The sequence below is a fragment of the Roseibium sp. R5 genome (assembly GCF_055755305.1).
The window spans coordinates 3218443-3236749 of record NZ_CM146910.1 but is presented as its reverse complement, the minus strand read 5'-3'; the positions used below and the strand labels follow the sequence as shown (position 1 = coordinate 3236749).

Here is an 18307-nt window from a genome sequence, read left to right as displayed (position 1 = left end):
ACACCGTGGCACTCGACACACCCAAACCTCTGGTTCTCTCAAATGCCAGAGTGATTGATCCGGCGCGGGATCTGGACACCCCTGGATCGATCATCATCGCCGACGGCACCATTCTTGCCGCCGGGCCGGAAGCGGCCAATCAAGGCGCGCCTTACGGCGCCGAACTCATAGACTGCAAGGGCGCCATCGCCTGCCCGGGCCTCATCGACATGTGTGTGTCGGTCGGAGAACCGGGAGCAGAACACCGAGAAACCCTCGCAAGCGCCTCGGAAGCCGCGGCAGCAGGCGGGATCACCACCATCTGCACCATGCCGGACACCGATCCGGTGATTGACGATCCAGCGCTGGTCGACTTCATCCACCGCCGCGCCCGCGACACGGCGAGTGTGAACGTTCTGCCACTTGCTGCCCTCACCAAGGGACTTGCGGGCGTTGAAATGACCGAGATCGGCTTGTTGAAGGAAGCTGGTGCGGTCGCCTTCAGCAATGGCCACAAGTCCGTGCAGAACCCGCAAATTCTGCGCCGGATCATGACCTATGCCCGCGATTTCGATGCGCTCGTGATCCACCACACCGAAGACCCTGCCCTTGCCGGCGGCGTCATGAATGCCGGTCTCAACGCCAGCTGGAAGGGCCTCTCCGGCGTGCCGCGGGAAGCGGAAATCATCATGCTGGAGCGCGATCTGCGTCTCGTTGGCATGTCCAAGGGCAAATACCATGCGAACCTGATCTCAACCTCCGACAGCGCCGATATAATCCGAACTGGCAAAGGCCGGGGGCTGAACATCACGGCAGGGATTTCGATCAATCACTTGACGCACAATGAAAACGACATCGGTGCCTACCGCACCTTCTTCAAGATGTCGCCGCCCTTGCGCGATGAAGACGATCGGCAGGCGATGATCGCGGCAATTGCAGATGGGACCATTGACATCATCTGCTCCAATCACGACCCGCAGGACGTCGAAACCAAACGCCACCCCTGGGCGGAAGCTGAAGACGGCGCGATCGGCCTTGAAACCCTGCTTGCGGCGAGCCTGCGCCTGTACCACACAGAGCAAGTGGACCTGAAGACACTGCTTGCAGCAATGACTTGCAACCCGGCAGACCGGCTTGGACTGGAAACCGGACGTCTTTCAAAAGGCGCGCCGGCCGATGTTATTGTCTTTGACCTCGACCGCCCCTGGGTTCTGGAAAAGAGCGCCATCCGCTCGCGCTCCAAGAACTCCCCGTTCGAAGACGCCCGTTTCTCAGGCCGTGTAATGCGCACCGTGGTCGGCGGCAAAACCGTCTTTGCGCATGGGTAAGTAACCGTCTGGCCGATGTCAGGCCGGGTTCTCTTCCAGCCACGCCATGACATCGGCAGCGTTCCGGTCGGGCGGAAATACCGGATAGAACGCCTTGATCACAACGCCGTCCCGGACGATCAACGTCAGGCGCTTTAAAAGCGTCTGGCCATCGGCTTCGAAGGACGGCAGATCAATAGCATTCGTGAAGGTCAGATCCGCGTCCGACAACAGCGGAAACGGCAAATGAAGCCGCTCAACGGCCTCCACCTGATAGGCGGTCGATTGGGTGGACAGACCGAAGATATGAGTGGCCCCAAGGGCCGAAAGCTCTTTGAAATGATCCCGGAAAGCACAGGATTGCGGCGTGCAGCCTCGCGCACCGGGGATCATGTCCCAACCGTCCGGCAACGGCACGCCCGGCTGCCCGGTTTTGGGGTAGATGTAAATCACGCTGGTTCCGGTTAGATCCGCCAGCTGCACCTTGCTGCCATCCGTTGCCGCCAGTTCCAGCGGAGGCAGCGTCATACCCTCAAAACGCGCAGCCGTACCGTCATCCTCTGGCGCTGGTAATTTCGACCAATCCACATCTGTCAGGCTCACAGGATTTCTCCGGATTTCGTTCGTGCTTTACATGAATTCCAAATCTGGAATTGCCCTGCAAGATGGCAAGGTTATAAGTTGTGCGCAAATGCCGCGACGACTGTTATCGATAGCGGCAATGTTTTCTGGATGGGAAGAAACACCGAAAAATGCCTGATCCGATCAGCTGGGAATTTGCCTGGCCCTATTATCTGGCCGCCCTCGCCTTTGGCTATTTGCTTGGCACCATTCCGTTTGGCCTGATCCTGACGAAACTTGGCGGACATGGGGATATCCGCAAGATCGGTTCGGGCAATATCGGCACCACGAATGTGCTGCGCACAGGCAGCAAGAAACTGGCGGCCGCAACCCTTCTGGGCGATGGTCTGAAAGGTACCGTTGCGGTTCTGATTGCAGCCCGGTTTGGGCCGGATACAGCCTTGATTGCCGGTTTCGGCGCGTTTTTGGGGCATCTTTTCCCGGTCTGGCTGAAATTCAAGGGCGGCAAGGGCGTTGCCACCTATCTCGGCATCCTCCTAGGCCTTTATTGGCCGATGTTCCTGATCGCCGCCCTCACCTGGATCGGCATGGCGTTTGTTTTCCGCTATTCCTCTTTGTCGGCCCTGACCGCCTCGGCCGTCACGCCCATTATACTCTATTTCGGCTTCAGCCAGTTTCAGCTGGGCGAGATGTTTCTGGTGCTCACCCTCTTGCTCTGGGCCAAACATCACGAGAATATCGGCCGGCTTCTCAAGGGACAGGAGAGCAAGATCGGCAAGAAATCCAAACCGGCTGACGCGCCTGCGTCCAGCTCGCCCCCGGGAGACGGGTGAGCCGGCCGGCGCACGATAAAACCCTTCGCCTCTCAGAGGCCCAGCGTCTTGCCTGGCTCCGGTTAATACGCTCAGAAAATGTTGGTCCCACCACGTTCCGTGACCTTCTGAACCACACCGGGTCTGCCGAAAAAGCTCTGGAACGTCTTCCCGAGCTCTCCAGGCGGGGCGGCAAGAAAAGCTACAGGCTTTGCACGCAAGACGATGCGGAAGCCGAACTTGAGGCTCACGTCCGGTCCGGTGCCCGCCTTGTGGCCCTTGGCGAGCCGGAGTATCCGCCGCACCTGCGCCACATCGACGGTCCGCCACCGCTGTTGTCCGTGAAAGGGGGATCCGTTACTGCCCGGCCCAAGACGCTGGCGATCGTCGGAGCGCGCAATGCTTCGCTATCTGGCCGGAAACTGGCTGGTATGTTTGCCCGTGATCTTGGCAGCGCGGATTTCGTCATCGCCTCCGGTCTTGCCCGCGGTATTGATGCTGCTGCGCACGAAGCAGCGCTTTCAACGGGGACCGTAGCCGTCTTTGCCGGCGGGATCGATGTGCTCTACCCGAGTGATCATGACCGGCTTTTGGCGGCAATTCTTCAAAATGGCGGCGCTGTAATCAGCGAAATGCCGTTTGGCTGGAAGCCACGCGGGCGCGATTTCCCGCGGCGCAACCGGCTGATTTCCGGCGTTTCGCTCGGTGTCATCGTGATCGAAGCGGCCAGGAAATCCGGGTCACTTCACACGGCGCGGTTTGCGCTGGAGCAGAACCGGGACATTTTCGCAGTTCCCGGCTCCCCGCTTGATCCGCGCTCGGACGGCGCCAACAGCCTTATACGCCAGGGCGCGGCACTGGTGACAAACGCCAAAGACGTTCTGGAGGATCTCGGCGGCCGGATCGAACCCGTCCTGCCGTTTGATCAGGACTTGAATGAACCGGACAAGGACCTCTTTTCTGCAGTCCAGGAACCGGATGAGAGCCTGCGCGCCCGTATCATTTCTGCCCTCGGCCCGACCCCGGTCGATTTGGATGAACTGATCCGTTTCGCGGACGTGCCGCCGCGCATGGTGCACATCATTTTACTGGAACTCGAACTTGCCGGACGGCTCGAACGGCACCGCGGCAATAAAATATCGCTGCTTTTATAAGGATATTTTCCCCATATATGTCAGTGGATAACCTCTCTGCAAAACGGACAGCTTGACCCCGGTCGCGCAAAGGTCCATTTGACACGCGGCGCATGATCCGTGATCGTCTGCGCCACAAAACCAGCTTCTCTCCCGGGAAAACTCCTCCGTCCCGGCACAAAAAATTTGGGTAAGAATGAACGTCGTCATTGTGGAATCGCCGGCGAAAGCCAAGACGATCAACAAGTATTTGGGCTCGGATTATACCGTTCTGGCCTCTTATGGTCATGTGCGGGATCTGCCCCCCAAAGACGGTTCGGTCAAACCCGACGAAGACTTCGCCATGAGCTGGCAGGTCGATAGCAAGTCCCAAAAGCGGTTGAGCGAAATCGCCAGCGCGGTCAAGGATGCCGACCGCCTCATTCTCGCAACCGACCCCGACCGCGAAGGGGAAGCGATTTCGTGGCACGTTCTGGAAGTTCTCCAGAAAAAGCGTGTTCTAAAGGACAAACAAATCGAGCGGGTGGTGTTCAACGCGATCACCAAGAAGGCAATCCTTGAGGCGATGGACAATCCGCGCCAGCTGGACACGCCACTTGTCGACGCTTACCTCGCCCGTCGTGCGCTCGACTATCTGGTCGGCTTTACCTTGTCTCCTGTTCTGTGGCGCAAGCTGCCGGGCGCCCGTTCTGCCGGCCGTGTGCAGTCTGTGGCGCTCCGCCTCATCTGCGACCGGGAAATGGAGATCGAGACCTTTAATCCCCAGGAATACTGGTCGATCTTCGCTGGGATGAAGACACCGGCCGGCGATGTGTTCCAGGCAGGTCTGACCGGCTTTGACGGGAAGAAAATTGGCCGCCTCGACATCAAGACGGGCGACGAAGCCGGCGCCATCAAAACGATGCTGGAAAGCGCAAGCTTCAAGGTTGACAGTGTTGCCTCCAAGCCGGCCAAGCGCAATCCGGCCGCGCCCTTCACCACCTCCACCCTGCAGCAGGAAGCGTCCCGCAAGCTTGGCTTCTCCGCTTCGCGCACCATGCAGGTGGCCCAGAAGCTTTACGAAGGCATTTCCATTGGCGGCGAGACGTCGGGCCTCATCACCTACATGCGTACTGACGGTGTCTCCATTGCGGGCGAAGCGATTGCCGCGGCCCGCTCGGTCATCGGACAGGATTTTGGGGACAAATACGTTCCGGAAAAGCCACGCGCCTACTCCTCCAAAGCCAAGAACGCGCAGGAAGCCCACGAGGCGATCCGCCCGACGGATCTGGCCCGCCGCCCGAAAGATGTCGCGGCGTTCCTCGACCAGGATCAGGCCAAGCTCTATGAGCTGATCTGGAAGCGGACCATGGCCTCACAAATGGAATCGGCCGTTCTTGAGCGCACCACGATTGAAATTCTCGCAGACGGCTCCGGCAAACGGGCAAATCTGCGCGCAACCGGCTCGGTTGTCCGCTTCGACGGTTTCCTGGCGCTTTATCAGGAAAGCCGAGACGATGATGATGATGAAGGCTCCAAGCGCTTGCCGGCTGTCGATCAGGGCGCGGCGCTGACTGCAACGTCCATCGACGGCACTGCAGAGCCTATTGAATCCTCTCAGCACTTCACCACCCCGCCGCCGCGCTACACCGAGGCGAGCCTGGTGAAAAAGATGGAAGAGCTCGGCATTGGCCGCCCGTCCACCTATGCCTCAACGCTGCAAACCCTGCGCGACCGGGAGTATGTTGAACTAGAGAAAAAGCAGCTGGTGCCGCAGGACAAGGGCCGGATTGTCACCGCCTTCCTGGAAAGCTTCTTCCAGCGCTACATCGAGTTTGATTTCACCGCGAGCCTGGAAGAACAGCTCGACAAGATTTCCGCAGGCGAATTGTCTTGGCTGGATGTCTTGAAAGACTTCTGGACGGCCTTCTCCGGCTCCGTTGACGAGATCAAGGATCTACGCGTTGCGGAAGTCATCGATGCACTGAATGAACTGCTCGGGCCCCACATCTTCCCGGAAAAGGAAGACGGCTCCGATGCCCGCAAGTGCCCTGCCTGTGACACTGGACGACTGTCGCTCAAAGTCAGCCGTTGGGGCGCTTTCATAGGCTGTGAAAACTATCCGGAATGCGGCTACACCCGCCAGCTCGGCAAGCCGAATGGCGAAGACGGTGAAGCCGATGACGGTCCGAAGGTGTTCGGCGAAGATCCGGAAACCGGCATGGAAGTCTCGCTGCGCACTGGCCGTTTCGGCCCTTATGTCCAGCTCGGCAATGAAGCCAAGCCGAAACGCTCGTCATTGCCCAAAGGCTGGTCGGCCGCAGACATGGATCTTGAAAAGGCCTTGCAGCTGCTGTCGCTGCCACGCGAAGTCGGCGAGCATCCGGAAGACGGCAAGATGATCACGGCCGGCCTAGGTCGCTATGGCCCGTTCGTGTTGCATGACGGCACCTATGCGAACCTCTCCTCGCCGGACGAGGTGTTTTCCGTCGGCATCAACCGCGCGGTCGATGCCCTGGCAGAAAAGCGCGCCAAAGGTGGCGGACGCCGGGGCGCTGCAGCAACGCCGCTGAAAGAGCTTGGCGAGCATCCGACCGAAGGTGGGCCGGTCAACGTTTATGATGGCCGCTATGGGCCATACGTGAAGCACGGCAAGGTCAATGCGACACTGCCGAAGGACACCGCTCCGGAAGCGGTGACCATGGAACAGGCTGTGGAACTGATCGCGGCCAAGGCGGCCAAGGGCGGTACCAAGAAAAAGGCGGCCGCCAAGAAGACAACCGCGAAAAAAACAACAACCAAAAAGGCAGCGGCCAAGGACGGTGAGGAAAAGACCTCCGCCAAGAAGCCTGCAGCCAAAAAAACGGCAGCCAAGAAGACAACGGCAAAATCCGCGGCCAAGGCCAAGGTGGACGCATCGTCTGAAGAGGTGCCCTGGGACGATCCCTCTTGAGCGCAAAACGCATTAACACGCGCAAACACACAAAACGCAAACACGCCAAAGTGCCAGGGGACATGCCCTCCCGCGAGGACATCCTGGCCTTTGTCGCTGACAATCCGGGCCGGGCGAGCAAGCGGGAAATCGCCCGCCATTTTGGCATAATTGGTGGTGCGCGGATCCACTTGAAAAAGATCCTCAAGGATCTGGCCGAAGACGGGCTCATCGAAAAGCGCAACAAGCGCATGATCCGGCCGGGCGACCTGCCACCTGTGTTCGTGGCAAACACGATTGCCCGCACATCCGATGGCGACTTGCTTGGCACACCGGTGGACTGGGACGATGAGGCCGGCAATCCACCGCACATTCTGATCCTGGCGGGTAAAACAAAGAACACCCAACCGGGCCTCGGCGATCGGGCGTTGATCCGCCTCACGGAAGGCGACAGCGGTTCGGAAGCAGAATTCACCGCGCGGGTCATCCGCGTTCTGGAAAAACGCCAAGGCGCGATCCTGGGCATCCTCAGAAAGCGGGACGGCAACCGCCCGCCCTACCTGGAGCCCATCGACCGCAAGCAACGCGAGCTGGATGTCGATCCGGCGGAGATGAAGGAAGCCGAAGACGGCGATCTCGTCAGCGTGCAGATCTCACGCTCCGGAAAATATGGTCATCCGCGCGCTGCGATCGTGGAACGCTTCGGCTCGATGAACTCCGAAAAAGCGGTCTCCGAAATCGCGCTGCACTCCCATGGCATTCCGCATGTTTTCCCAAATGCGGTCGAAGCCCAGGCAGAAAGCGCCAAGCCGGTTGAAAAGCTTGGACAACGCGAGGATTGGCGGCAGATCCCGCTGATCACCATAGACCCGCCCGATGCCAAGGACCACGACGACGCAGTTTACGCCGAGCCGGACGAGGATCCGGACAATGACGGCGGCTATGTTGCCTATGTGGCGATTGCCGACGTCGCCCATTACGTTACACCCGGCTCTCCCATGGACCGGGAAGCGAACTTGCGCGGCAATTCGGTGTATTTCCCGGACAGGGTCATCCCGATGCTGCCGGAGCGCATTTCCAATCAGCTGTGTTCCTTGCGGGAAAAGGAAGACAAGCCGGCGATGGGCGTCCGCATGGTCTTCGACAAGACCGGCCGCAAGATCAGCCACACCTTCCACCGCGTTCTGATGCGCTCGGCGGCAAAGCTCTCCTACATCCAGGCCCAAAAGGCGATTGACGGTGTTACCGACGAGAAGACGGAAACGCTGCTGGACGGCGTTCTAAAGCCGCTCTGGGCCGCCTATGCCGTTCTTCAAAAAGGCCGGGAAGCGCGCGAGCCGCTGGAACTGGATTTGCCGGAACGCAAGATCAAGCTGAAGGAAGACGGCACCGTTGACCATGTCTACGTGCCAGAGCGTCTCGATGCGCACAAGCTGATCGAAGAATTCATGATCCAGGCAAACGTTGCGGCTGCCGAAACGCTGGAAAAGAAAAAGACGCCTCTGCTCTACCGGGTGCACGATGCCTCAACGCCTGAAAAGCTGGAAAACCTGAAAGAATTCCTGTCGACCATCGACATGAAGCTGCCCTCCTCCGGCGGTCTGCGGCCATCCGTGTTCAATGGCATTTTGAAAAAGGTCAAGGACACACCGCAGGCACATCTGGTCAATGAAATCGTCCTGCGGAGCCAGGCGCAGGCGGAATACACCCCGCAAAACATCGGCCACTTCGGTCTCAACTTGCGCCGCTATGCTCATTTTACGTCACCGATCCGCCGCTATGCCGACCTCATCGTCCACCGGGGCCTGATCTCGGCGCTTGGGCTCGGCAAGGATGGTTTGCCGGAAGGCATTGAGAGCAAGCTGGAGGCAATCGGCGGCGAGATTTCCGGAGCCGAGCGCCGTGCCATGCTCGCCGAACGCGATACAATCGACCGATTGATTGCCCTTTGGATGAGCGATCAAGTTGGCGCAACATTCCTGGGCCGGATCGCCGGTGTGGTCAAATCCGGAATGTTTATCCGCTTGGAGGACACGGGCGCAGACGGGTTCGTGCCCGCCTCCACCATCGGCCTCGATTATTACCGCTACGACGAAGCGTCGCACGCCCTGATAGGTGACAAAACCGGCGAAACCTACCAACTTGGGGACCAGGTCGAAGTTCGGCTTGTGGATGCAGCTCCATTCGCCGGCTCTTTGACGTTTGAAGTTGTGAGCCACGGACGGATTGCCGGAAAGGCGATCCGCAAGCCGGTGCCCAAGGCACGGCGCGGTCCTCCGAAGGGAGGCGCACGTGGCAACGCGAAGGGCGGCCCAAAAGGCCCGAAGGGTAAGGCCGCTCCGCGGAAAAAGACCCGAAGGTAGGTTAAAGTGACGGTCCGGTATGAATTGAACGGCGTTGAGGAGACCATCGACGAAGCGCCGGAAAAACCCAAACGTCCTCTCATGCAGGCAATGATTCGCGGCGCCATGGGCCGCTGCATGTCCTGTGGCAAAGGCCGGCTTTTTGATGGATTTCTGGCAACTCAGAATGCTTGCAGCAACTGCGGCGAAGAGTTCCACCATCAGCGCGCGGACGATGCCCCGCCCTATTTCACGATCACCATCGTTGGCCACATCATCATCCCGGGCCTCTTGATCGTAGAAATGATGTGGCGGCCAGAGCTCTGGATCCACATGGCCATCTGGATCCCGCTGACCATCATTTTATCTTTAGCCCTAATGCGACCTATCAAGGGTGCTTTGGTGGGGCTACAGTGGGCGTTCTACATGCATGGATTTGATCCGGATGCAGAAGATGACCTGCCCGCTGCATCCCCCCACCTTGAAAGCCCGAGATGAGCGATTCTTTTAAAGAGAAATTGGACAAAGACGAGCAAGCCGGAAACCATCCCTACATTCGCCCAAAAGATGCCGCGACGCTTCTGATCCTTGATCGCTCAGGTTCTGGCGACGTTAAATTGCTGATGGGCCGCCGGCATATGCGGCACACCTTCATGCCAGGAAAGTTCGTGTTTCCAGGTGGCCGGGTCGATCCGAGTGATTCCCGCATCTCGAACGTTCTGCCTTACCATCCCCAAGTAGAGGCCCGTCTATCCGAGGGTCTGAAGAATTCGAAAACGGCTGCGCGCGTGCGCGCCTTTGCGCTTGCTGCCATTCGGGAGACCTACGAGGAAGCCGGCATTTTCATCGGCCGCAAGGCTGAGGCGGGACAACTGCGTTTGGGGACCGGATTTGAAGCCTTCGCAGAACGCCATGTCCAGCCGGACCTTGGCGGCATGCGCATGATCGCTCGCGCGATCACACCCCCGCAGCGCCCACGCCGCTTTGACACGCGGTTCCTGGCCATCTGGGCCGATGCGATTGCCGACAAATTACCGGGCGGCCACGGCCCGTCTGGCGAATTGGAAGACTGTGCCTGGTTGACTTTTGACGAGGCGCGCCAGAAGGAGCTGCCGCTCATCACCACAAAGATCCTTGAGGATCTCGAAACCCGGCTGCGGCAGGATCCGGACCTCTCCCCGGAGACCCCGGTTCCTTATTACTTCTTCAAAAAAGGCCGCTTTGAAAAAGAGATGCTTTAGCGCGCGGCCCACGAAACATTCCCATACGGCGCGGGCACCGAAAGAAACTAAACTTTTCTCCGGCAAAACTCTCCGGGACCTCAGGCAACACTTGACTTTCCCGCCGTGATGAGTAGTTTGCGCGCTGATTTCAGACATTGGGGCAGATTCACCGCCAGCCCATCTGGCCATAAGAACCCTTTGCCCGATAACCGAGAACAGGATCCAAGGCCATGGCCAAGGCGACAACAATCAAAATCAAGCTTCTGTCCACGGCGGACACCGGCTTCTTCTATGTCACCAAGAAGAACTCCCGCACCATGACCGAGAAAATGGTCAAGCGGAAGTATGACCCGGTTGCCAAGAAGCACGTTGAGTTCAAGGAAGCCAAGATCAAGTAATCATTGATCATTCCGAAAGCTGAAAAACCCGCCGTTTCCGGCGGGTTTTTTGTTTTCATATGTGAGGAGTGTTTAGGCGGCTTCGACGTTGGTCAGGAACTGCTCGATTTCGGCCTTCAGCTGATCCGTGCGTTTGGCCAGATCCCCTGCGGATTGCAGAACGTCATTTGCAGAGCCGAGTGTGTGCTGCACCGCGCCGGACAAGTTCGTCATGTTGGAAGAGACGAACTCGGTTCCATGTGCTGCCTTCTGAGCGTTCTGGGTGATCTCGCTCGTCGCCGCACCTTGCTCATGAACCGAACCTGCGATGTTCCCGGTGTAGGAATTTACCTCTTCCATGATCGACGTGATTTCCGCAATCGACTTGGCTGAATCCTGGGTCGCATCCTGGATGGCGGTGATCTGAGCGCTGATTTCCTCCGTGGCCTTGGAAGTCTGCGTGGCGAGCTCTTTAACTTCTGCCGCAACAACCGCGAACCCCTTGCCAGCTTCGCCCGCACGGGCCGCCTCAATGGTCGCATTCAATGCAAGAAGGTTTGTCTGTTCAGCAATCGCCTGGATGAGGGTGACCACCTCGCCGATCTTCGTTGCAGATTCGGCGAGCCCCTCAACCTTCACGTTGGTTGACCGTGTGCCCTCAGTTGCCCGTTCCACAATTTGGGTGGTTTCAGACACCTGCCGAGAAATCTCTGTGATCGACGCGGAGAGCTCTTCTGCAGCGCTGGCAACCGTTTGGACGCTCAAGGTCGTGTCCTGACAGGACGTCTGGGTTTCGTCAGCCCGTGTCGCACTCGTCTGAGAAACTTCAGACAATGTGGTGGCCGTTTCATCCAACTGACCGACCGTATCGCCAACTTGATCAAGAACCCCGGACACACTGCTTCTGAACTGGGCAATCATGGCCTTCATGCGATCCTGGCGGCCAGCAGCCTCAGCTTCCGACTGTTCGCGCTGACTGCTCAACACGGCGCGTTCTTCCGCTTTATTGCGCAGTGTGGACAGAGCATTTGCAAGGATCCCAATCTGATCGGTCCGATCCGCGAACGGAATATCGATCGTAAGGTTGTCTTCCGCGATTTGCTCGGTCACAGAGGCAAGTTCCGTGACAGGCCGCAATTGGCGCTGAATCAGGAACACCAAGAGACCAAGCGCTATCAGGACCACCGGCAGTGCGAGCATGGTAAAGCGCGACATGATTTCGCTGACATTGGCCTGAACAGCCGCTTTCTCGACACCCGCGTAAAGAATACCGATGATGTCGCCGCCCGGCGTGAAGATCGGCTCATAAACAGTGTAGTAGTCTTTGCCAAGGATGGTCGCCTGACCATGGAATGTTTCACCTTTGGTAACGACTGGGTAAACTGCACCTTTCTTGCCAAGAGGCGTCCCGACTGCACGATTGCCATCGCCCTTGATGATGTTCGTTGACTTGCGCCAGAAATCCTGGCTATCGGCTTCCCAAGCGAACACAGTTGCCGTTTCGCCGGTCATGCGCCCGATCGTGTCGATCATGTCGTGATTGGCGAACTCGGGGATTTCCGCCAGCTCAATACGCTGGACGTCGCCGTCCCCTCTCCAGGCCACCTTCGTGCCTTCGATATCCCGCGCCATGATGGTTGCAGCGACACGAAGGTTAGCGGCCTGTTTGGTAACAGCGGTTTGCTCCGCCTGATTTGCCGCCACCTGATAGACAATACCGCCGACAACAAGCATGGAAAGTGTGAGCAATGCGGCGCTCGCCAATGCAAGGGACGCGGTGACGCTCAGTGAAGAAAGACGTTTGATCATATTCCACCCCTAGAAAAACTGGGTGGGATCATAGCTTCCGCAAGGTTAAAGATAGTATAATCACATACATCGTAAAAGTTGCGGAGTAGCGTTCGCACATTAGTAAAATATTCTGAGAAGCCGACTCAGCTGACGCGTACATTTCCTTAAGCCCTCGCTCATGATCAGGCTAATATTTGAAAGAAGTTTCAGAGAGTTAGTGGTCGGCGGGAACACGGTATTCGAGGAGGCCACTCTTCGACCGGTTCCCTGCCGACCTACCCCACGGACCCAGGAGATGCGGCGGACCTGAGCAATCCCGAGGGGAAACTGAACACGTTTGCTGCGAAAAATTCTGCATGACAAACGGTTGTCAGGCCGAAACCTAACGAAACCTACACTAACTCAACATTGTTCAAATGCAATATTTTCCGTGGAAAGCACACAGAAAGATGAGGATTTTAATTAATGCGTAACCTTAACGTGATCGCCGGCAAACTATTACAGACGAAAGACCTAGTCGTTTTTTCGAATGAGAATGTCACAAAGCGCCACCAGACAGAGAGGCAATCCACTGGATGGAGCGATTCTTTGCCGGCTTAAGGCTCACCAAGGAACGACTTGACCGTTTCCAGGAATTTGGAAACCGATATTGGCTTGGATATGTAGGCTTCACAGCCACCTTGGCGGATACGCTCTTCATCCCCCTTCATGGCAAAGGCAGTGACAGCAACAACTGGAATCGAAGAAATACTCTCGTCTTCCTTGATCCACTTGGTAACTTCAAGGCCGGAGACTTCGGGCAGCTGAATATCCATGAGGATAAGATCAGGCCGGTTTTCGCGCGCCAGTTTTAATGCTTCAATGCCGGTTCTTGTTTGAAGCGTATCAAAACCGTGTGCCTCGAGCAGGTCATGAAACAACTTCATGTTCAACTCGTTATCTTCCACGATCAACACGGTTTTCGCCATATATTTCAGGCCCTTCGCCGGCTGGAGCCGGTCCTACTCTTTTTTGACGCGAAGTCGTCTTATCCCTTGTGGAACCCATCCCCGGGTCGCATTACAACTCTTCTAACCCGGAATCGTTTCAGAAAGGCAAAAAAACACAATGAAAAATGTGCAAGGAAAATCATTGAGTGTTGAAGAAGCTCAGGGAATTGCGACGCAAGCCCTTGTGCAGCTCAGCCAAGACCCTGAACAGGTCGGCCGCTTTTTAGCCTTTTCCGGCATTGGTCCGGACCAAATCCGGGACGCTGCAAGCGAGCCTGGGTTCCTGGCTGGCGTCCTTGAATTTTACATGATGGACGAAGCACTTCTTCTGGCCTTTTGCGAAAATGCCGGCCTCCGCCCGACGATGATGGCTGCCGCCCGCTACGCCTTGGCCGGAGGTCCCGAGTACGATGCCTGAACCAACCCCCGTGCTTCCGGACGTCCTTGCACAAATCCAAAGCCTGCCAGCTTCAGACCGCCCTTTGATCATCTGCGATGTCGATGAAGTCATCCTTCACATGATCCTGCATCTGGAGGAGTACCTGAATAACAAGGGCATGCATTTCCTCAACCACTCCTATCGGCTGACTGGTAACATCGCGCATACTGAGGATGGGACACCGGTTCCGCCGGAACAGGTCAAGAGGCATCTGATCGCCTTCTTCGATGAGGTCAGCCATCAGCAGGCCATGGTTCCGGACGCAAACACCGCGCTCGCCGAGCTCACAGACCAGTGGGACATCGTCCTGTTGACCAATCTACCCGGCTCCCACAACAAGCCGGTGCGGGAAACACTGCTGAGAGGTATGGGGATCCCCTATCCCGTGCTGACAAATTCCGGGCCAAAAGGCGGTGCTGTCGCAGCCCTTGCCGGCGGACGCGCCCATCCCGTTGTATTCATTGATGACAGTCCGACCAATCACCGGTCTGTTCAGGCATCCCTGCCCGCCTCTGTCCAGATCCAGTTCATTGCCGATCAACGCTTCCTGAGCTCGGTTGAACCGGAGCCTCATATCGACCTACTCTCCGGTGACTGGCGCGAGACAAGCCGGTTCATCAGGTCTATTCTTTAGGGCTGGTTTTGAAGTCCGGTACGAGCCCATGACAGAAGAGCCCAAAGCCCTATGCCGGGATTGCGGCACGCGCGCGCCGCAGCATGTCAGCCGTTGCCCGTCTTGCGGCAGCCCACGGCTTTTAGCGCACCCGGAGCTCGACACGCTGTCGATTGCCCACATCGACTGCGACGCGTTTTACGCCTCGGTTGAAAAACGCGACAATCCGGAACTCCAAGATAAACCCGTGATCATCGGCGGGGGTCAGCGAGGTGTGGTATCGACCTGTTGTTACATCGCCCGCATTTCCGGAGTTCGCTCGGCTATGCCGATGTTCAAGGCCATGGAAGCGTGTCCTGAGGCCGTGGTGATCAAACCCAACATGGAAAAATACTCCAAGGTCGGCAAGGAAATCCGCGGCCGCATGCAGGCCCTGACGCCGCTGGTGGAACCCTTGTCGATTGATGAGGCCTTTCTTGACCTCACCGGTACAGAGCGCCTCCACCATGCAAGCGCCGCCGAAACCCTTGCCAAGTTCATCCGGGACATTGAAGCTGATATCGGCATTTCAGCAAGTGTCGGCCTTGCGCCGAACAAGTTCCTCGCAAAACTCGCCTCGGATTTGGAGAAGCCACGGGGGTTTTCCGTGATTGGTGCAGCAGAAGCGGAACGGCGCCTTGCCCCCATGCCTGTCGGCAAGATTTGGGGCGTTGGGAGAGTCTTCCAAAAGAAACTCGACCGCGACGGCATCCGAACGATCGGCCAGCTACAAACGATGGATGCCAACACATTGGCGCGCAGGTATGGCTCTATCGGGTTGCGCTTAGCGCGCCTCTCCCACGGCGACGACAGCCGTGATGTGACCCCTTCGCGCGGTGCGAAAAGCGTTTCCACCGAAACCACGTTCCGCACAGACATATCGGACTTCGATGTCCTGAAACCGATCTTAAGAGACTTGTCTGAAAAGGTGTCGTTCCGCCTGAAAAAGTCCGAGATTGCCGGACGTGGCATCACCCTCAAGCTGAAGACCTCTGAGTTCAAAACAATCACCCGTGCACGTCATTTGACCGACCCGACACAGCTTGCGGACAAGATATTTGATGCAGGTGTTGCCCTCTTGGAGGCGGAAACCGATGGCCGCCGCTTCCGTCTAATCGGCATTGGGGTCAACGACCTCTCAGATGCCTCTCAAGCAGATCCGGAGGACCTGCTCGACGCAACATCAGGACGAAAGAAAAAGGCCGAACTCGCCATCGACAAACTGCGCGGCAAATTCGGAAATTCTGCTGTCGAGCTTGGTTTGACACATGCCGCCAAACAGGCGCGCAAAGCCGCCGAAGACAAGTAAGCGGTTACTCGCAGTCAGACTTGTCTGTCAGATCCCGAAGTTCCAGCGCCGTCATCGTTCCCGCAATTTTGAAATCACCGTAATCCAGAACAAGTTTGTCACTCACACCGTTTTCAAATAGCCTGAAAGACAACTGATAGACGGGTGTCTGTTCGCCGGAATTTTCCTGCGTGGAGGGATCGAAATAAGCTACGGTCACCGGCCAGGACGCAACAGTATCCAAGGCGTCCTGCCGTTCGCCATCAATTTCCGGCACAATACCGACGGCCTTGGCACCGATTACGGCAGTGGTTCCAAAGACCTTGTCGCCAGTTTCAGCTCCATCGTAGATATCACTGGCGGTGAAGTGCCCGCCGTCTTGCGCGGTCTTCACGATGTTCATCAGGTGCTCTGTTGGAAACTGAACATCTTGGCCGATCTGCAACGACTTTTCGTCCGGTTCTTTCAGTTCGACCGCCTTCAAACCTGTTTCAGCCCGCGCCAGTCCCCGGCTCGATTCGACCAGTTTCTGATCGACATAGGTCTTGGACAGAAACTGATAGCTCTCAGCATCCGGGCCCTCGAACGATGTGGTCTGAAGATCTGTTACCTGGGAGCCACCGCTCAGATCGCGGAACTCGGTGACAAAACGGAAATTGACGCTGTACCCTTCGCAAGCATCGCCTGAAAACTCATAGACCATGCGTCCGGAGAGACCTGCAATCCCGGACTGCTGCTCGGTATCGGCAAGCTTCATGTCATAGACAGCTCTATGCGGAGCAAGCTGTATGCCTGCCACTTTGGCAGCTGCTTCACTGGCACCAGACGTGACAACCACAATGGCAGCCACAGCGCACTTCAATAGAAAAGCAGTCTCAAAAGCCTGGCCTGAAACGGTTCGCCGCATCACATTTCCTCGTCACCGCTGCTCAAGCGGAAATTTCTTGTTTCTAGTCTTTTATTCGGGTTCATGCCGGACTGCTAGCAAGGATTGCCCGGCCCCACCGATAATGTAGGTCACAAATACGGGCACAAAAGCGCCAATTGGACTTTGTTGAGTAACGAGGTGCCGAGCAAATACCGCCCCCGTCTGCCGGAAATGAGCTTGTCAGTTTCTGCAATTTGAGCCAAGACACGGGCAACTCACGTTTTTAATCGGGGACACACATGACCAGCAAAACCGAAGCCCGCCTGGCTGAACTCGGCATAACCCTTCCAAATGCCGCCGCACCAGCTGCCAACTACGTGCCGTTTGTGAAGACAGGCAATCAGCTGTTCATTTCCGGCCAGCTGCCGATGGAAAGCGGTGCGATCGCCGTGACCGGCAAGCTTGGCGAAGGCCTTCAAGTTGAAGACGGCCAGAAAGCTGCAAAACTCTGCGCCATCAATCTGCTCGCACAGGCAAAGGCGGCGACTGGGGATCTGGACAAGCTGGTCCGCCTGGTCAAGATCGTTGGCTTTGTGAACTCAACGGGTGATTTCACCGACCAGCCGAAGGTGATCAACGGCGCGTCCGATTTCCTGGTAGAGGCCATGGGCGACAGTGGCCGCCATGCGCGTTCCGCCGTCAGCGCTGCCTCCCTTCCGTTTGGCGCCGCGGTTGAAATCGAAGCCATTTTCGAGATCGCGGACTAATTCCGCTCTGGCGGGGCTCTAAAAACGCTCCGCCAATTCCGGACCAGATTAACATGTCACTAGAACTTGCCGCCATTTTCGCCCGACCGATAGCGCACCGGGGGTATCACGATGCCAGCAACGGCATCATTGAAAACACCCCAACAGCAATCCAGCAGGCCGTGGACAAAGACTTCGGGATTGAGGTTGACGTTCAGCAGACCAGTGATGGTGAAGCGCTCGTCTTTCACGATGATGACCTGGACCGTCTCGCAGATGGCAGCGGGCCGGTTTCCGGGCGGTCTTCAGCCGATCTCGTCAAACTGCAAATGCGTACCGGCACAGATCACCTATGGCTGCTTCAGGACCTTTTTGATCTGGTGGATGGCCGTGTGCCGCTGGTTGTCGAAATCAAATCCTTGCTCCGGCGCGATGCGCAAGGCGACTTTGTCCGCCGCGTTGTTGATCAAGTGAATGCGTATAAGGGCCCAGCCTGTATCAAAACCTTTGATCCGGACATGCTGGCTGTTGCAAAGGCGCACAACAACTCCGTTCTCCGCGGGATCGTGGCAGATGCGGCCCGCCCCGGCCCGGACTACACACGCCACAGCCGGATGGACCGTTTCATATTGCGCCATCTGCTCCATTTTCCGCGCACAAGCCCGCACTTCATCTCCTATGGCGTCAACGATCTACCGAGCCCCGGCCCCAGCATGATGAAAAAGGTTTTCAGAACCCCAATCATGACGTGGACAGTTCGGACACCAGGACAGTTGGAAGTCGCAAAACGGTTTGCCGATCAAATCGTCTTTGAGGGCTTCGATCCGGATCAATAACGGACAAGCATTCCAGGAACGGAATTCCCTCT

The 18307-nt window shown here is 57.3% G+C and carries 17 protein-coding genes; 13 read left to right on the top strand and 4 right to left on the bottom strand.

Annotated features, from left to right (window positions below; translation table 11 throughout):
• The first annotated feature begins 5 nt into the window (after positions 1 to 5).
• Positions 6 to 1307, top strand: a complete 1302-nt coding sequence (locus tag AC0J4F_RS15235) for a dihydroorotase (RefSeq protein WP_473023906.1) — start codon at positions 6 to 8, stop codon at positions 1305 to 1307.
• Positions 1308 to 1325: 18 nt separating this feature from the next.
• On the opposite strand, the gene AC0J4F_RS15230 is transcribed toward AC0J4F_RS15235, so the two are convergent.
• Positions 1326 to 1889, bottom strand: coding sequence for a peroxiredoxin (locus tag AC0J4F_RS15230; RefSeq protein ID WP_473023905.1), 564 nt, complete (start codon positions 1887 to 1889; stop codon positions 1326 to 1328).
• Positions 1890 to 2038: 149 nt separating this feature from the next.
• Between AC0J4F_RS15230 and plsY the strand changes: the two genes are divergently transcribed.
• The 7 genes from plsY (at position 2039) to rpmG (ending at position 10687) form a co-directional block, all read left to right on the top strand.
• A complete protein-coding gene (plsY, locus tag AC0J4F_RS15225) occupies positions 2039 to 2701 on the top strand; it encodes a glycerol-3-phosphate 1-O-acyltransferase PlsY (protein WP_473023904.1) in 663 nt (220 codons plus the stop codon).
• Positions 2698 to 3834, top strand: a complete 1137-nt coding sequence (gene dprA / locus AC0J4F_RS15220) for a DNA-processing protein DprA (protein ID WP_133946961.1) — start codon at positions 2698 to 2700, stop codon at positions 3832 to 3834. The genes plsY and dprA overlap by 4 nt, the downstream gene beginning before the upstream one ends.
• Before the next feature lie 175 nt (positions 3835 to 4009).
• Positions 4010 to 6745 (top strand): type I DNA topoisomerase, encoded by a 2736-nt coding sequence (gene topA, locus AC0J4F_RS15215; RefSeq protein ID WP_133946960.1) that lies wholly within the window; start codon positions 4010 to 4012, stop codon positions 6743 to 6745.
• Positions 6746 to 6807: 62 nt separating this feature from the next.
• Positions 6808 to 9087, top strand: coding sequence for a ribonuclease R (rnr, locus tag AC0J4F_RS15210; RefSeq protein ID WP_473026435.1), 2280 nt, complete (start codon positions 6808 to 6810; stop codon positions 9085 to 9087).
• A 6-nt stretch (positions 9088 to 9093) separates the two neighbouring features.
• Entirely contained in the window at positions 9094 to 9564 is a 471-nt protein-coding gene (locus AC0J4F_RS15205) for a DUF983 domain-containing protein (RefSeq protein WP_473023903.1), read from the top strand.
• Positions 9561 to 10307 (top strand): NUDIX hydrolase, encoded by a 747-nt coding sequence (locus AC0J4F_RS15200; protein WP_133946958.1) that lies wholly within the window; start codon positions 9561 to 9563, stop codon positions 10305 to 10307. The genes AC0J4F_RS15205 and AC0J4F_RS15200 overlap by 4 nt, the downstream gene beginning before the upstream one ends.
• Positions 10308 to 10519: 212 nt before the next feature.
• Positions 10520 to 10687, top strand: a complete 168-nt coding sequence (gene rpmG / locus AC0J4F_RS15195; protein ID WP_008192710.1) for a 50S ribosomal protein L33 — start codon at positions 10520 to 10522, stop codon at positions 10685 to 10687.
• 72 nt (positions 10688 to 10759) lie between these two features.
• Here rpmG and AC0J4F_RS15190 read toward each other — a convergent pair whose 3' ends face one another.
• Both AC0J4F_RS15190 and AC0J4F_RS15185 read right to left on the bottom strand, forming a co-directional pair.
• On the bottom strand, positions 10760 to 12475 hold the full coding sequence (locus AC0J4F_RS15190; protein ID WP_473023902.1) for a methyl-accepting chemotaxis protein: 1716 nt from the start codon (positions 12473 to 12475) through the stop codon (positions 10760 to 10762).
• A 578-nt stretch (positions 12476 to 13053) separates the two neighbouring features.
• Positions 13054 to 13425 carry a response regulator gene (locus AC0J4F_RS15185; protein WP_133946956.1) on the bottom strand — a complete coding sequence of 124 codons (372 nt, stop codon included), beginning with the start codon at positions 13423 to 13425 and terminating at the stop codon, positions 13054 to 13056.
• A gap of 163 nt (positions 13426 to 13588) precedes the next feature.
• Here AC0J4F_RS15185 and AC0J4F_RS15180 point away from each other — a divergent pair, with 163 nt between their 5' ends.
• The 3 genes from AC0J4F_RS15180 to AC0J4F_RS15170 are packed head-to-tail and all read left to right on the top strand — an operon-like array spanning position 13589 to position 15846.
• On the top strand, positions 13589 to 13864 hold the full coding sequence (locus AC0J4F_RS15180) for a DUF3572 domain-containing protein (protein WP_228198244.1): 276 nt from the start codon (positions 13589 to 13591) through the stop codon (positions 13862 to 13864).
• Entirely contained in the window at positions 13857 to 14519 is a 663-nt protein-coding gene (locus AC0J4F_RS15175; protein WP_209002169.1) for a hypothetical protein, read from the top strand. The genes AC0J4F_RS15180 and AC0J4F_RS15175 overlap by 8 nt, the downstream gene beginning before the upstream one ends.
• 28 nt (positions 14520 to 14547) lie before the next feature.
• Positions 14548 to 15846: a DNA polymerase IV gene (locus AC0J4F_RS15170; protein ID WP_473023901.1), complete on the top strand. Its 1299-nt coding sequence runs from the start codon at positions 14548 to 14550 to the stop codon at positions 15844 to 15846.
• Positions 15847 to 15850: 4 nt separating this feature from the next.
• Here AC0J4F_RS15170 and AC0J4F_RS15165 read toward each other — a convergent pair whose 3' ends face one another.
• Positions 15851 to 16732 (bottom strand): cell envelope integrity EipB family protein, encoded by an 882-nt coding sequence (locus tag AC0J4F_RS15165; RefSeq protein ID WP_473023900.1) that lies wholly within the window; start codon positions 16730 to 16732, stop codon positions 15851 to 15853.
• A 260-nt stretch (positions 16733 to 16992) separates the two neighbouring features.
• Here AC0J4F_RS15165 and AC0J4F_RS15160 point away from each other — a divergent pair, with 260 nt between their 5' ends.
• Together AC0J4F_RS15160 and AC0J4F_RS15155 are read left to right on the top strand one after the other, a co-directional pair.
• Positions 16993 to 17460 carry a RidA family protein gene (locus AC0J4F_RS15160; RefSeq protein ID WP_473023899.1) on the top strand — a complete coding sequence of 156 codons (468 nt, stop codon included), beginning with the start codon at positions 16993 to 16995 and terminating at the stop codon, positions 17458 to 17460.
• Positions 17461 to 17513: 53 nt separating this feature from the next.
• Positions 17514 to 18275, top strand: coding sequence for a glycerophosphodiester phosphodiesterase family protein (locus AC0J4F_RS15155; protein WP_473023898.1), 762 nt, complete (start codon positions 17514 to 17516; stop codon positions 18273 to 18275).
• The last annotated feature ends 32 nt before the right edge of the window (positions 18276 to 18307 follow it).